General features: G+C 53.4%; 9 protein-coding genes. 3 read left to right on the top strand and 6 right to left on the bottom strand.

What is annotated here, in order from left to right:
- Nucleotides 1–124: 124 nt before the first annotated feature.
- The 3 genes from ACTVIM_RS06935 to gltB form a co-directional block, all read right to left on the bottom strand.
- Nucleotides 125–709 (bottom strand): phosphatase PAP2 family protein, encoded by a 585-nt coding sequence (locus ACTVIM_RS06935; protein WP_445614321.1) that lies wholly within the window; start codon nt 707–709, stop codon nt 125–127.
- Nucleotides 710–912: 203 nt separating this feature from the next.
- Nucleotides 913–2,397 carry a glutamate synthase subunit beta gene (locus ACTVIM_RS06930; RefSeq protein ID WP_445614039.1) on the bottom strand — a complete coding sequence of 495 codons (1,485 nt, stop codon included), beginning with the start codon at nt 2,395–2,397 and terminating at the stop codon, nt 913–915.
- A 135-nt stretch (nt 2,398–2,532) separates the two neighbouring features.
- On the bottom strand, nt 2,533–7,092 hold the full coding sequence (gene gltB, locus ACTVIM_RS06925) for a glutamate synthase large subunit (protein WP_445614038.1): 4,560 nt from the start codon (nt 7,090–7,092) through the stop codon (nt 2,533–2,535).
- Nucleotides 7,093–7,218: 126 nt separating this feature from the next.
- On the opposite strand from gltB, the gene ACTVIM_RS06920 reads away from it, so the two are divergent.
- Nucleotides 7,219–8,127, top strand: coding sequence for a LysR family transcriptional regulator (locus ACTVIM_RS06920; RefSeq protein ID WP_033022665.1), 909 nt, complete (start codon nt 7,219–7,221; stop codon nt 8,125–8,127).
- A 300-nt stretch (nt 8,128–8,427) separates the two neighbouring features.
- On the opposite strand, the gene ACTVIM_RS06915 is transcribed toward ACTVIM_RS06920, so the two are convergent.
- Nucleotides 8,428–9,414 (bottom strand): NADPH:quinone oxidoreductase family protein, encoded by a 987-nt coding sequence (locus ACTVIM_RS06915; RefSeq protein ID WP_445614037.1) that lies wholly within the window; start codon nt 9,412–9,414, stop codon nt 8,428–8,430.
- Between the two features lie 211 nt (nt 9,415–9,625).
- Here ACTVIM_RS06915 and ACTVIM_RS06910 point away from each other — a divergent pair, with 211 nt between their 5' ends.
- On the top strand, nt 9,626–10,195 hold the full coding sequence (locus tag ACTVIM_RS06910) for a Uma2 family endonuclease (protein WP_445614036.1): 570 nt from the start codon (nt 9,626–9,628) through the stop codon (nt 10,193–10,195).
- 225 nt (nt 10,196–10,420) lie between these two features.
- On the opposite strand, the gene ACTVIM_RS06905 is transcribed toward ACTVIM_RS06910, so the two are convergent.
- The gene (locus ACTVIM_RS06905) at nt 10,421–11,773 is read right to left on the bottom strand and encodes an aspartate aminotransferase family protein (protein WP_033022671.1); all 1,353 of its coding nucleotides are present in this window, start codon (nt 11,771–11,773) and stop codon (nt 10,421–10,423) included.
- Nucleotides 11,774–12,089: 316 nt separating this feature from the next.
- On the bottom strand, nt 12,090–13,706 hold the full coding sequence (locus ACTVIM_RS06900; protein ID WP_445614035.1) for a PucR family transcriptional regulator: 1,617 nt from the start codon (nt 13,704–13,706) through the stop codon (nt 12,090–12,092).
- Between the two features lie 224 nt (nt 13,707–13,930).
- On the opposite strand from ACTVIM_RS06900, the gene gabP reads away from it, so the two are divergent.
- A complete protein-coding gene (gene gabP, locus ACTVIM_RS06895; RefSeq protein ID WP_445614034.1) occupies nt 13,931–15,322 on the top strand; it encodes a GABA permease in 1,392 nt (463 codons plus the stop codon).
- Nucleotides 15,323–15,374 lie beyond the last annotated feature (52 nt).

Raw genomic sequence — 15,374 nt, 5'->3', positions numbered from 1 at the left:
AACGTCATAGTATAGAAAAAGAGATTTTCTGCGCCTTTTCGACAAGACGAGACGCTAGATCAAGCCGATGAATCGGCTTCATCATCAAATCACTATGGGGCAAAAGTGATTTTTTGATGATCAGCTACCAACGGTCGCCTCGATGAATCGACATCCGATAAAGAGCAAGGCAGGCCGACAAGTAAGCGCCGCCAAGCACAAACCCGCCAAGCACATCAGACGGATAATGCACTTGCAAGCTTAGCCGGCTTAAGCCGGTTAAGAGCGCCAGCGTCGCAAACACGCCGTAAATGGCCGCCCGCTCCCCGCGCTTTGTGCGCGTTTGCGCCAAAAAATACGCCAAAAGCAACAAATAAATCGTCCCGATCATCGCGTGGCCGCTCGGAAAACTGAATCCTCCGATCTCGGCATGCGGCGGGCGCTCCCGCCCAACCACATGCTTGATCCATTCATTGATGCCATACCCCCCACCAACAGCGACGACCACCAACACCATTCCATAGACATCGCGGCGGAAAAACCATAAACCAATAACAAGCATCACACTGATGATGCCTATTGTTTTCCCATTGCCGAGAAACGTAAACGGATCGAGCCATTGCCATGAATCAAACAGCTGCAGCCCACCTTCGTCAGCCGCCTTTGTCACCCCGGCTGCCACGCTTGCCCAAACAGCTAAAAAAAAGACCGCGCCGACAGCCGCTATCATCCATAATCGTCGGTTCACTCTGACTCACTCCTTATCGATGCTTCCTCACAACCACATCAGTCGGTTGTCCACTACGAGATCGTCAAATAGATTTGTATGGAGATGAAACCCAAAAGAAACATTGAAAGTTTCTCAATAATATTTTTACGAACAAAAGAAAAATCCTCCTTAAAAAGCAGCACTTTTTAAGGAGGAAACAACCGTTACGACGGCAGCTTCGTCTCTCCCATCAGGAACCGGTCCACTTCACGGGCCGCCCCCCGGCCTTCGTGAATCGCCCAAACGATCAGGCTTTGGCCGCGGCGGGCGTCGCCGGCCGCAAACACGCCTTCAATGTTTGTCGTATATTTGCCGTACGGAGCTTTCACTTTATTGTTGACCGTTTCCACACCAAACTGCTGCAACAGTGGCTGTTCAGGACCTTCGAAGCCAATCGCGATGAACACCAAATCGCACGGCCATACTTGCTCCGTCCCCGGAATTTCTTGAAAGGTCGCTTTGCCGTTTTCATCAATGATTTTTTCCATTTGAACCGTATGCAGTTCTTTCACCCGGCCGTGCTCGTCGCCTACGATTTTTTTCGTTTGAATGCAATATTGGCGCGGGTCTGCCCCGAATTTCGCCTTCGCTTCCTCATACGCATAATCAAGCGTGAACACGAGCGGATATTGCGGCCACGGGTTATCGTCTGGGCGCTTGTCCGGCAACGCCGGGTGTTTGCCAAACTGGACGACGCTTTTGCAGCCTTGGCGCAGCGCGGTCGCCACACAGTCAGCCCCCGTGTCGCCGCCGCCGATGACGATGACACGTTTGTTCTTGGCGTCAATAAACTGACCGTCGGCAAAATTCGAATCGAGCAAACTTTTCGTGACGCCTGTTAAATAATCCATGGCAAAATGAACGCCTGTAAGCTCCCGACCTTCAATGGCCAAATCGCGCTGCTTTTGCGCCCCAACGCACAACACAACGGCATCGTATTGAGCGCGCAGCTCATCGGCGGTAATATCTTTGCCGACTTCGGTGTTTACAACAAAGGTGATGCCCTCTTCTTCAAGCAGCCGCACTCGCCGTTCGACGATGTCTTTTTCCAGCTTCATGTTCGGGATCCCGTACATCAACAAGCCGCCGATGCGATCGGCCCGCTCGTACACCGTCACCGAATGGCCGGCTTGGTTAAGCTGGTCGGCACAGGCGAGCCCGGCCGGGCCGGAGCCGACGATAGCCACCTTTTTTCCGGTGCGCGTTTTCGGGATGCGCGGTTTCACCCAACCTTCGGCAAACCCTTTATCAATAATGGCCCGTTCGATTCCTTTGATCGCCACCGCTGGGTCGGAAATGGCCACCGTACACGATCCTTCGCACGGCGCCGGACAGACGCGGCCCGTAAACTCTGGAAAGTTGTTCGTTTTCAAGAGCCGATCGAGCGCTTCTTTCCAACGGCCGCGGTACACCAAATCGTTCCATTCCGGAATGAAGTTGTGCACCGGGCACCCCGAGGTGAGACCGTTCAGCTCCAATCCCATATGGCAAAACGGCGTGCCGCAATCCATACAGCGAGCTCCTTGGCGCGCCAACACGTCTTCGGAAAACGGCTTTGTATATTCCTTCCAATCGTCAAGACGGGAAAGCGGGTCGCGCTTTTTTTCTTCCTCGCGAGCATATTCCATAAACCCCGTTGCTTTTCCCACGACGGTTCCCCTCCTTCTGCGTCCTCTCTTCTCTCCGCTCTATCCTTCCCGCCTGTTTGGCAGCCAAAAAGCGAGCCCCGCGGCGGCGCGGGGCCGAAGCGGCGCCGCCATGCGCAGCCGACCGAAAAAGCGGGACTACTTTGCGGCCGCTTGCAACATTGGAGCGTTGGCGGCAGCCGCTTTTTTCTGTTTCGCCACCGTTTCAAACGCCGCCATGGCAGCTTCATCATACGAAAGCCCGGATTGTTCGAGCGCTTGAATCGTTTCCACCATCAGTTTGTAGTTGTGCGGAATGACTTTGACAAACCGTTTCACATAAGCGTCCCACTCGTCAAGCACCAGCGAGGCCCGCGGACTCCCGGTATAGCGGAAATGGTTTTCGATCATCCGGCGGACGGCGCGAATTTCTTCCTCATTCTCGAGCCGTTCCAAGGAAACGAGCTCAAGGTTGGCTGCTTGCGTCCAGCTATCTTCATCAGCGAGGACGTAGGCGATGCCCCCCGACATGCCAGCGGCGAAGTTTTTGCCGACCGAGCCGAGGATGACGACACGGCCGCCGGTCATGTACTCACAGCCGTGGTCGCCGACGCCCTCGACAACGGCATGGACGCCGCTGTTGCGCACGCAGAACCGCTCGCCGGCGCGGCCGCGAATATACGCCTCGCCGCCCGTCGCTCCGTAGAAGGCGACGTTGCCGATAATGACGTTGTCCGCTGCCGCAAACGGCGCCTCATCCGGCGGACGGACGATCACTTTGCCGCCGGAGAGTCCCTTGCCGACGTAATCGTTCGCGTCGCCGACAAGCTCGAGCGTCATCCCTTTCGGCACAAACGCCGCGAAGCTCTGCCCTGCCGATCCGGTGAAGCGGAGGCGGATCGTATCATCCGGCAATCCTTCTTCGCCGTACCGTTTCGAAATTTCGCTGCCGGTCATCGCTCCGACCGTCCGATGGACGTTGCGGATCGTAAGTTCAAGCGCAACCGGCTCCCGGTTTTCGAGCGCCGGCTGCACCGCCGGCAAAATCGTCGTATAGTCAAGCGTTTCTTCCATGCGATGGGTTTGTCCTTGGCCGCAAGTGCGCGGGCCGTCGACTTGGTGCAGCAGGCGCGACAAGTCGAGATGTTTCGCTTTCCAATGCGTTTTCGCCCGCTCACTCACTGTCAGCACATCGACGCGGCCCACCATCTCGTCGATCGTGCGGAAGCCGAGCTCGGCCATGATCTCCCGCACTTCCTGAGCGACAAAATACATGAAGTTGACGACATGTTCCGGTTGGCCGGTAAATTTTTTGCGCAGCTCCGGATTTTGCGTCGCCACCCCGACCGGACATGTATCCAGATGGCAAACGCGCATCATGACGCAGCCCAACACGACGAGCGGCGCCGTCGCAAACCCAAATTCCTCGGCGCCAAACAGCGCCGCCATCACAACGTCGCGGCCGGTCATCAGTTTGCCGTCGGTTTCCAACACGACGCGGTCGCGCAAGCCGTTGAGCATCAGCGTCTGGTGTGTTTCCGCCAAACCGAGCTCCCATGGAAGCCCTGCGTGCTTAATGCTCGTCTTCGGCGACGCGCCCGTGCCACCGTCATAACCGCTGATGACGATGACATCGGCGTTCCCTTTCGCCACGCCGGCCGCAATCGTGCCGACGCCCGCTTTGGCGACGAGCTTAACGCTGATGCGCGCGTCTTTGTTCGCATTTTTTAAGTCGTAAATGAGCTGAGCCAAATCTTCGATCGAGTAAATGTCATGGTGCGGCGGCGGAGAAATGAGCTCCACCCCCGGCGTCGAGCCGCGCACTTTGCCGACCCACGGGTACACTTTGTTGGCCGGAAGCTGCCCGCCTTCGCCTGGTTTTGCCCCTTGGGCCATTTTAATTTGCAATTCGTCGGCGTTGACCAAATAATGACTTTTCACGCCAAAACGCCCGGAAGCGACCTGCTTGATCGCGCTGCGGCGCCAGTCGCCGTTTTCGTCCTTCACATAGCGAGCCGGGTCTTCCCCGCCTTCACCGCTGTTGCTTTTTCCACCGATCCGGTTCATGGCAATCGCCAACGCCTCATGCGCCTCTTGGCTGATCGAGCCAAACGACATCGCTCCGGTTTTGAAGCGGCGGACAATCGACTCGACCGGCTCGACTTCTTCAATCGGCACCGGCGTCCGGTTCGGATCGAAGTCGAACAAGTTGCGCAAGAACGTCAACTGTTCTTCATTGGCCAGTTTCGAATATTGCTTATAAAGATTGTAATCATTTTTCCGGCACGCCCATTGCAACAAATGGATCGTCTTCGGATTGAACGCGTGATGTTCGCCGTTGCGCCGCCATTGCAGCTCGCTGCCGGTATCGAGCACATGATCTTCGTGCCGGGCGGCAAATGCCGCTTCATGGCGCATTTTCGCCTCTTTGGCGATTTCCTCAAGCCCGATGCCGCCAATTTGCGAGGCGGTGCCGGTGAAGTATTGATCAATGACGGCGTTGCCGATGCCAACGGCTTCAAAAATTTGCGCACCGCGGTAGCTTTGCACCGTCGAGATGCCCATTTTTGACATCACTTTGACCACACCGTCAACAGCCGCCTTCCTATACGTGCTCACCGCGTCACGGTACGACAAGGCAATGACGCCGTTTTCGGACGCCTGGCGGATCGTCTCGAGCGCCAAGTACGGGTTAATGGCGTCCGCCCCGTAGCCGATCAGCGCCGCAAAATGATGGACTTCGCGCGCTTCGCCGCTTTCGACCAGCAGGCTGACGTTTGTGCGCGTCCCGTTCCGGATCAGGTGTTGATGAAGCCCGCTCACCGCCAGCAACACCGGAATCGCCACATGCGTCTCATCAACGCCGCGATCGGACAAAACGAGAAGCGTTGCCCCGTTCGCGATCGCTTCGTCCGCTTTGGCAAACAACTCATCCAACGCTTGCTTCAAGTCATCCGTAAACAGCGTCGGCAGCACCACACATGTAAACTCCGGATACGGATTGGCTTTTAACGCGGCCAATTCTTCGTTCGTCAATAGCGGAGTTTCCAAGCGAATGCGCCGCGCCGCTTTGGCGTCTGGATGCAAAATGTTTCCTTCTTTGCCGAGCAGCGTCATCGTTGACGTGACGACATACTCGCGAATCGCGTCAATCGGCGGGTTCGTGACTTGGGCAAACAGCTGCTTGAAGTAGTTGAACAAGCTTTGCGGCCGCTCCGACAATACCGCCAACGGGGCATCCATGCCCATGGCGCCGGTTGGGTCTTTTCCTTCCGTCGCCATCGGTAAAATCGTTTTTTCCACATCTTCAAACGTGTAGCCGAACGCTTTTTGCCGTTTGACAAGCTGCTTCGGCGCTTCGACGTCCTCCGGAATCTCCAGATCGCCAAGCGTGATCATTTGCTCATTGATCCATTGGCGGTACGGCTGTTGGCTCGCCATTTCTTCTTTAATTTCCTGGTCGGAAATGATCCGCCCTTGCTCTAAATCAACAAGCAACATTTTCCCCGGGCTCAGCCGTTCCTTATATAAAATGTTGTTCGGATCGATATCAATGACGCCGACCTCGGACGAGAAAACAATGTAATCGTCTTTCGTGACGTAATAGCGGGCCGGGCGCAAGCCGTTCCGGTCCAAAATGGCGCCGATTTGCTTGCCGTCGGTGAACGAAATCGCCGTTGGGCCGTCCCACGGCTCCATGAGACAGCTATGATACTCGTAAAACGCCTTTTTCGCGTCATCCATTTGTTCATCCCAAAACCACGGTTCCGGAATGAGCATCATCGCCACATGGGCCGGATTACGGCCAGCAAGAACGAAAAATTCAAACGCATTGTCCAAAATCGACGAGTCGCTCCCGTTTGTATCCAAAATCGGCAACACTTTTTCCAAATCGGCGCCGAACGCTTCCGACACAAATTGCTTCTCGCGCGCCGCCATCCAGTTGACATTGCCGCGGAGCGTGTTGATCTCGCCGTTATGAATCAAATAGCGGTTCGGATGGGCCCGCTCCCAGCTCGGGAACGTGTTCGTGCTGAAGCGCGAGTGCACGAGGGCAAACGCCGAGCGGAACCGTTCATCCTGCAAATCCAAATAAAACGCATCGATTTGTTCCGGCGTAAGCAGCCCTTTATAGACAATCGTCCGGCTCGAGAAGCTCGCTACATAGCACTCGTTGTGTTCCACCCATTTTTCGAACTGTTTGCGGATCACATACAGCTTCCGTTCAAACGCCAGCTCATCGGCCGCATCATCCCCTGCCGCGACAAACACTTGACGAATGAACGGTTGGCTTTGCCGCGCCAGCTTGCCAAGCTTGGTACCGTCAACCGGCACGGTCCGCCAGCCGAGCAGCTGTTGTCCTTCCTGGGCGATGATTTCATTTACTTTTGCTTCATAATACGCCCGTTTTTCTTCATTTTCCGGCAAAAAGAACATCCCGACCCCATAGCGCCCTTTTTCCGGCAAGTTCATCCGATTGCACACGTCTTGAAAATATTCGTGAGGAATTTGCGTCATAATGCCCGCGCCGTCGCCCGTTTCCGGATCGCTTCCCTGCCCGCCCCGATGTTCAAGTTGACGGAGCATATGGAGCGCTTTTTCGATCACATCATGCGATGCTTTTCCTTTTAAATGCGCATAAAACCCGATCCCGCACGCGTCATGTTCAAATTCCGGACGATACAGCCCTTGCGCTTTCGGTAATCCGTAGTGTTTCATGCTGCCTTCCCCTCCCGTTCCGAATTGTCTGTAATATTCATTGTAGTTTTCAAAATTAATATAAACAATATATAATTTAGATAAAATTGATCTCATTTCGCGATTAATGAAAAAGGAGAGGAAACAATGGAGCTGCGGCAGTTGCAATATTTTGTGGAAGTCGCCCGGCGCGAACATGTCTCTGAAGCCGCCGATGCCCTTCATGTCGCGCAGTCGGCGATCAGCCGGCAAATCGCCAACTTAGAAGCAGAGCTTGGCGTCCAGCTCTTTGAACGGGAAGGACGGAACGTCAAGCTCACCCCGATCGGCCGCCATTTTTTGCCGCACGCCGAAGCGGTGTTAAAAGCGGTTGAGGATGCAAAGCAACAAATTGAGGAGTATTTGGATCCGGAGCGCGGAACGATTAAAATCGGGTTCCCGACCAGCCTCGCGAGCCATATGATGCCGATGGTCATCTCCGCCTTTAAAGCGGAACACCCAAACGTCTCGTTCCATCTCCGCCAAGGATCGTACTATTATTTAATCGAAGCGGTGAAAAAGCGGGAAATTGATTTGGCCTTTCTTGGCCCCATTCCCGCGCGCGAAATGGGCATTAAAGGGGAAATTTTATTTTCCGAACCGTTTGCCGCCCTCTTGCCGAACAGCCACCCGCTCGCTCGCCGCGACCGGATCGTGTTGAACGAACTGCGCCACGACCCGTTTGTCACGTTTCCCAAAGGATACATTTTGCATCAAATTTTAATTGACGCCTGTCATCAAGCGGGGTTTTCCCCGAACATCTCCTCGGAAGGCGAGGATCTCGACGCCATTAAAGGGCTCGTCTCCGCCGGCATCGGCGTCACTCTGCTGCCGGAAAGCGCCTTGTCGGAGAGCCTCCTCCGCTACGCCGCCAAAGTGCCGATCGAAACTCCGCAAGTGCGGCGCAACGTCGGCATCATCATCTCCGACCATCACGAGCTCGCCCCGTCGGTGAAAGTGTTTTACCGGTTTGTGAAAAATTTTTTCTCCGAGCTGGAGCGGTATCAGCTTGGGTAGGAAGCCCGAACGAAAAGGGAAGGGGAGATGCCGCTTCCCCCTCCCGCTAAACAACATGAGAGCGTTCGTTTCACCAGCTTTTATTTTTCAATTTTTACCATTTGTTTCACTGCTTCGCAAGCCGAAAAGGCCGGTGAAAAACCGCTGTCGCATACCAATCAACGGCATTTTCATTCAAAAAAGAAAGCTGATTCTGCAAAGTTTCTCTAATTGAGAAATGGGTGGAATCAGCAACATTTTACATGAAATCACCGGCCTCCTAAACGAATAGTCGCCCGGTAAAATCGAGATGGTTCCTGATCAAGCCAGCCGCACTACCATCCGGCCGCGCAGCTCTCCACGCAAAATGCGCTTAAGCGCCTGCGGCAATTCAGCGAGCGAAATCTCTTTGGCAATCCGCTCCAAATCCGGCTTCAAATCGCCAGCGAGCCGTTCCCAAATGCGAAGCCGCAAATCCATCGGACAATAGACCGAATCGATGCCAAGCAAGCTGACGCCGCGCAAAATGAATGGGTAGACCGTTGTCGGCACGTCCGCTCCTCCCGTCAATCCGCTTACCGCCACGGCCCCGCCGTAACGGATGCGGCTTAGCACGGTCGCCAGCGTCCGGCCGCCGACCGGATCGACCGCCGCCGCCCAGCGCTGCTGATCGAGCGAGCGAATGCGCTCGGCGGTGACCTCTTCGCGCGCCAACACTTCCTTGGCGCCAAGGGCGCGCAAATAATCGTGCTCCGCCGCTTTGCCTGTGCTCGCCTCTACCGTGTAGCCGCGCTTCGCGAGCATCGACACCGCCAGACTGCCGACGCCGCCCGTCGCCCCCGTAACGAGCACCGGCCCGTGTTCCGGCGTCAGCCCGTGCTCCTCAAGCCGATGGATGGACAACGCCGCCGTGAACCCCGCCGTGCCGATCGCCATCGCTTCTTTCAACGTCAACCCTTTCGGCAATGGCACGAGCCAGTCGCCGGGCAAACGCGCATACTCGCTGTAGCCGCCAAAGTGGGTGACGCCAATTTCATAGCCGGTAGCGACCACCTCATCCCCTTCAAGGAACCGCGGATGTTGCGACGAGACGACGACTCCGGCCAAGTCAATCCCGGGCACGAACGGATACGTTTTCACAATTTTGCCGTCCGGGATCGACGCCAGCCCGTCTTTGTAGTTGACGCTTGAATAATGGACGCGGACGACGACATCCCCTTCCGGCAAATCGTCCATCGAGATCGTTTTCACCTCAGCTGTAAACTCCGTTTCCGTTTTGTTGACAACAAACGCTTGAAATGCGGACATCGTTTCCTCACCCTTTCCCCATGCATTTTTCCCTCATGTCATTCGACAAACAGACGCTACATTCCTTTCTGAACCAAGAAAACCTTCACTTCGGCTTGTGGGCGTAGGCGAGTGATGAATAAACCTCTCATGAACGTCCTCCCTACCCTTCCTTGATTTCTTTTGCTAAACTGGAAACAAACGCATCCTTAAAATGAAAGAGGGGGAAACAGTGGGCAATATCCCTGACCCGAACAAAATTTACACGTACGCGGACTGGAAAACATGGGAAGGTCGCTGGGAACTGATCAATGGAAAAGCCTATAATATGACCCCTCCTCCATCTTCGGAACATCAATTTGCAGTCGGAGAATTGTATTTTGCTTTGCGCCATTTTTTCCAAAACCAACATTGTTACGTCTTTATGGCGCCGTTTGATGTATTCCTTAGCAAAAAGGAAACGTATGAAACCCCTGATGACATTGTCCAACCCGATATTGTGGTGATTTGCAATAAAAAACAGATTGTCAAAAAAGGGGGTTACGGGGCGCCTGCGCTAGTTGTTGAAGTCTTGTCACCTTCAACCGCTTTAAAAGATTACAACGAAAAATTTTATACTTACCAACACTATGGCATTGCGGAATATTGGATCGTCGATACGGCTAACAAAATGCTTCATGTATACACTTTGCACAAAGGGGTCTATCAACGGCATGCCACATACGGGCAACAAGACGCGCTGCATTCCGTACAATTTAAGGACTTAGCTATTCCATTAACGTATGTATTTGAATGGAGTTAAAACGGTTCTGACCATTCAGTGTTCATGATCGATCTTTCGTCAAACAGACAGGAATCGATGATCGGGCAGACGCTCCTAAAAATCTCCCCTCCCGAAACCCAAGCGCATAGGCGGAAGAACATTCTGCCCCCGCGGCAGCCGTTTCATACCATATTTTTCCAAACATCCGCACAAAAGCAAACAAAACGCCAGCCCGTCGATCCAAGCTGGCGTTTGTCCTTCTTCTTATTGAATGGCTGCTAACGCCTCTGTTAAGACGCGGACAAGGAGCGACAGTTCGTCATCACTGATGCAAAGTGGCGGCGACAAGGTGAGCACGTTGTTGTACCCGGCGACCGTCGTTCCGTTTTTGCCGATGATGACGCCATGGGCTTTGCATTGGCTGATTACTTGGTTGACGAGCGACACATCAAGCGGCTCTTTCGTCGCTCGGTCGACGACCAACTCAATGCCGACAAGCAGTCCTCTTCCGCGCACATCCCCGACGTACGGATGATCGGCCAGTTTCGTTTTCAGTGCCGAAAGCAGCCATTCGCCGGCTTCACGGGAACGGTCAAACAAGCGCTCCGTCTCCATGATTTCGATGTTTTTCAGCGCCACCGCACAAGCAGCCGGGTGGCCGCCAAACGTATTGACATGGCGGAAGTAATCGTATTCGTCCGTTCCTTTAAACGCCTCATAAATCTCTTTCCGCACCGCCGTGGCCGCCAGCGGCAAGTAGGCGCTCGTAATGCCTTTGGCCATCGTAATGATGTCCGGCTTAACCTCTTCATGCATGAACCCGAACGGCTTCCCGGTTCGGCCGAAACCGCAGATGACCTCATCGACAATGAGCAAGGCGCCGTGCTTTTCACATACTTCCTTGACCGCTTTCATGTATCCATCGGGCGGCATCAGCACCCCGCCGCCAGTGATGATCGGCTCCATGATCATGGCGGCAATCGTCTCACTCAGCTCCCACGTCATCACATCGTCAACTGCTTTCACGGCCCGAAGCTGGCGCGGATCGTCCGCTGTGTCAGGATCGCGGTAGCGATCAGGCGGCGGCACATGGATGAAGCCCGGGGCGAGCGGCTCGTATTTGTATTTCCGTTGCGCCTGCCCGGTCGCCGCAAGCGCTCCCATCGAGTTGCCATGATACGCCCGGTAGCGGGAGACGATTTTGTATCGGTGGGGTTCTCCGCGTTGCTGATGGTATTGGCGGGCGATTTTAAACGCCGTTTCGTTCGCCTCTGACCCGCTGTTTGAGAAGAAGATGACATACTCATCGCCCAACAGTTCGCTGAGCTTTTCGCCGAGCTGGATCGCCGGCAGGTGGCTTTGCGTGAGCGGGAAATACGCCAGCGTTTTCAGCTGCTCATACGCCGCCTCCGCCAGCTCCTCGCGCCCATACCCGACGTTGACGCACCAAAGCCCGGCCATCGCATCCAAATACTGACGACCAGCTGCGTCCACCACCCAACAGCCTTTTGCTTGGTCCGCAATCAGCGTTGCTTGTGGGTTATACGGCTTCATCGAATGCCAAACGTATCGATCGTCTTTGTCGAGCCACAGTTGGTGGGTTGGTTCGGTTTTCATCACCGCTTGGCTCCCTTCCATTGGAAATCGTTCTATTTTACAGCCATTATCGCTCATCCCGCACCACGGTTCATTAGACAAAGTGTAAAAATAGTCGTTTCATCCGTTCCACAGTTTGACTACCATTTTCACCCTAAACCACTAGGAGACCGGCGATTACATCGTGCATACCGCTTCTCGGCATTGTTTCTTAAATAAAAAAACTTGAAACACTGTACACATTTATTCATTGAACAAAGGAAACCACTGCTTTTCACCAGCCCTCTAGAGACGAATCTCTGCTAGGACTGCGTCCATCCCTCTAGGGCTATGGCCTTTACTCGGCTCCAAGCGCGGCCCTCCGTTGCCCATGCATCTCCCCGCCGCTCATCAAGTAGTCGTACGCTTTGAGCATCAACTCGAGAGCCAACCGCTTGTCCGCTTCCATGAAATCAGTCCCAAGGAATCTTTCTAGCTTTTCCATGCGGTGGTACAACGTCTGCCGGACAATAAACAGCCGCCTCGCCGTTTCTTGTTTTGAGCCGTTGCACTGCAAATACACCTTAAGCGTTTCGAGCAGCTTTCCGTTATGTTTCCGGTCATACTCGATAATCGGGCCTAAATAGCTGCCTACCATTTCACGAAGATCGCTATATTTATCAAGCACCGTGATCATCCGATACAAATCAAGGTCATTATAAAATAGGCTGGTCGATTTCCCCTTCATCCGGCTCCGAATGGTCAGCGCCTCGAGCGCGGCCGCATAACTTTTCTTCATCGCCGAAAGGGACTTGACAAACGTCCCAACGCCGACGAGCAAATGAGGAAGTCTCGTTTGGACAAACTCTGACTCCATAAGACACCTGATACTTTCCGCGATCCGGCTTTTCCACGTCGCCTCATCCCGTTGATTGATTGCGATAAACGCCAAGTGCCGTCCCATGTCGGATGAAAGCAGAAAAAAACCACGCTGCTCAAACACCGACCGACACAACAGCTTAAAGTACGTCGAATCGAAATTTCCTTTTTGGCCGGCCCCTTCTGCTTTGCACACCCACACAGCTCCCCCGTTGATTTGGTAATATGGAAAATAATGAGACAAATAAGACGAAACCTCTTCGTCCGTATACTTCCCTTCCATCCATCCCTTCACCCATTCGTTTTCTTCCGTCCGCCGCTTTTCCTCAATGTAAAGATTCCGCAACAAGTGCTGTGCCAAGGCAGTAGCTGTTCGATCCAAAATCAGCAAATCAAACTCATTGATGTCCCGATCGGTGGGGAGAAGGGCCAGTTCCGCATATTCCGTGCCAAACAAAGAAATCGGTTTCGAAACGGCGCCCGGCGGCAGGCTGGCTTCGGATGGAACACCGCTTTCGTTCCCCCGCTTCGGCCGTCCAGGGACATACTCAGCTTCCCCACCGTTCATTTTGAACATGACATCATGGCCTAGGCAGCGATGGAGAACTTTCAAAATGTCGCGATGATGGTGGATGGCCAGCAACTTTTTATTCAGCTCTTGGGAATAGGACTCAAGCTGGGAAATCATCTTATACTGCTGGTTAATTAAATAGGTATGAATGTCATGGGTGATCTCAACGAACGGGACTTCCTCAAGAAAAAGAATAAGTGGGAAATGGTGCTGATCAGCCAACTCGATCGCCTCTTCCGGAATGGACGAAGCGTATGTTCCCAGTTCAATGCACAGCCCGGAGGCGTCACACTCAATCAATTGCTGAAGCAGCGACAAAAAGAGCGAATCGTCCTCCCGCCATCCAACTCCGGTAGACAAAATCAACTCCTTGCCGCGCAACAAGTTGCTGATTTTCGTCACCTCGACGACATGCACCCATTTGACCGTCCTGGACAATCCTTCCTTCCCTGCGACAACCATTGTATTTTCAAAATGTTTTCGCTGCAAAATATCAGCGACTGTAAGGGGAAAGTTGCCCCCCATCCTCTCCTCCCCTTTCTTTTAGCCTAATTTTTCATAAAAACATTCGAAATTTTATAGCCAAAATCCTTCTATCATGGGAGGCGTCTATTGACAAATTGTCCAATGATGCTCCATTTTTTGTTGGCACTTTGTCTAATGCGCAAGACAGGATTTCCACTTACACTAAAAACAACATTATGATCTGACTATTTCGTAAATTCAAACTTCATTGAGGAGGAGTTCGGATGAATCATTCGAGCTTGCAAAAAGGATTGAAAGAACGTCATATGGCCATGATCGCCATCGCCGGGGTCATCGGCGCCGGTCTGTTTGTTGGAAGCGGAGCTGTCATCCACTCGACAGGACTAGGAGCCATTGTCTCTTACGCTCTAGCAGGTGCGCTCGTTGTGCTTGTTATGCGGATGCTCGGGGAAATGGCGGCAGCCCGCCCAACGAGCGGATCATTCGCCGCTTACGCCCATGAAGCGATCGGCCCGTGGGCCGGGTTTACAGTCGGCTGGCTTTATTGGTTTTTCTGGGTGATCGTCATTGCCATTGAAGCGAATGCAGGGGCCGCCATCATCCAATATTGGTTTCCTTCCATTCCGTTATGGCTACTTAGCCTTGGACTGACCATATTGATGACACTGACCAATATTTGGTCGGTTCAATCGTACGGGGAGTTTGAATATTGGTTCGCCTTCATCAAAGTGGCAAGTATCGTGCTTTTTCTCATTCTTGGCTTAGCGTTCATCTTCGGCCTTGCCCCGGGCAGCGATCCGGTCGGCTTGACAAATTTGACCGGCCACGGCGGGTTTATGCCGCATGGCATCGGTTCGATCCTTGTCGGAATCGTCATCGTCATTTTCTCATTCTTCGGGACAGAAATCGTCACGATCGCCGCCGGAGAATCGGCCGAGCCGCAAGAAGCGGTGTCGAAGGCGACGAAATCGGTCACATGGCGGATTTTAGTGTTTTACATCGGCTCTATCGCCGTTGTCGTCACATTGCTGCCGTGGAACTCGGCAAGTGTCTTGAAAAGCCCATTTGTTGCCGTATTGGAACACGTCGGTGTTCCTGCGGCCGCCCAAATTATGAACTTTATTGTATTGACCGCGGTATTGTCTTGCCTCAACTCCGGGCTGTACACAACGTCACGCATGTTGTACTCCTTGGCGGAAAAAGGCGAGGCACCGAAATCGTTTTTGCGGCTGAACAAAAACGGCGTCCCAGTTCGAGCTGTTATCGCCAGCACGCTGTTTGGCTACATCGCCGTCATCATGAACTACGTTTCACCTGATAAAGTGTTTCTCTTTCTCGTCAACTCTTCCGGGGCGATCGCGCTGCTCGTCTATTTAGCTATTGCTGTCTCGCAGCTCCGCCTACGGAAAAAACTCGAACGTGAAACCAATGCTGCCTTAAAAATTAAAATGTGGCTGTTTCCATACTTGACTTATTTTACAATTCTTGTTTTGCTCGTCATCCTCGTTTCTATGCTATTCATTGAATCCATGGCTTCTCAGCTGTTGTTAACATTGCTCATTACCGTTGTCGTGATCGTTTGCTACTTCGTGTTTGCCCGGCGTCATCTTCAGCCAAACTACCAACCGCCAGCATCAACAGTCATAAAAGAGTAACGTTCATTATGGATGGATGAGCCTAGCGCCCATCACAAAGGGCGCTATTCCT

The sequence above is a fragment of the Geobacillus sp. YF-1 genome, assembly GCF_052692335.1.
The sequence above is the reverse complement of the archived record's forward strand: the minus strand, read 5'-3'. Positions and strand labels throughout refer to the sequence as shown.

Bases quoted from the DNA above. Each gene is read 5' to 3' on its own strand.
- ACTVIM_RS06935 (WP_445614321.1), bottom strand. From the start codon at position 709: ATGATAGCGGCTGTCGGCGCGGTCTTTTTTTTAGCTGTTTGGGCAAGC.
- gltB (WP_445614038.1), bottom strand. From the start codon at position 7,092: ATGAAACACTACGGATTACCGAAAGCGCAAGGGCTGTATCGTCCGGAA.
- ACTVIM_RS06920 (WP_033022665.1), top strand. From the start codon at position 7,219: ATGGAGCTGCGGCAGTTGCAATATTTTGTGGAAGTCGCCCGGCGCGAA.
- ACTVIM_RS06915 (WP_445614037.1), bottom strand. From the start codon at position 9,414: ATGTCCGCATTTCAAGCGTTTGTTGTCAACAAAACGGAAACGGAGTTT.
- ACTVIM_RS06905 (WP_033022671.1), bottom strand. From the start codon at position 11,773: ATGAAAACCGAACCAACCCACCAACTGTGGCTCGACAAAGACGATCGA.
- ACTVIM_RS06900 (WP_445614035.1), bottom strand. From the start codon at position 13,706: ATGGGGGGCAACTTTCCCCTTACAGTCGCTGATATTTTGCAGCGAAAA.
- gabP (WP_445614034.1), top strand. From the start codon at position 13,931: ATGAATCATTCGAGCTTGCAAAAAGGATTGAAAGAACGTCATATGGCC.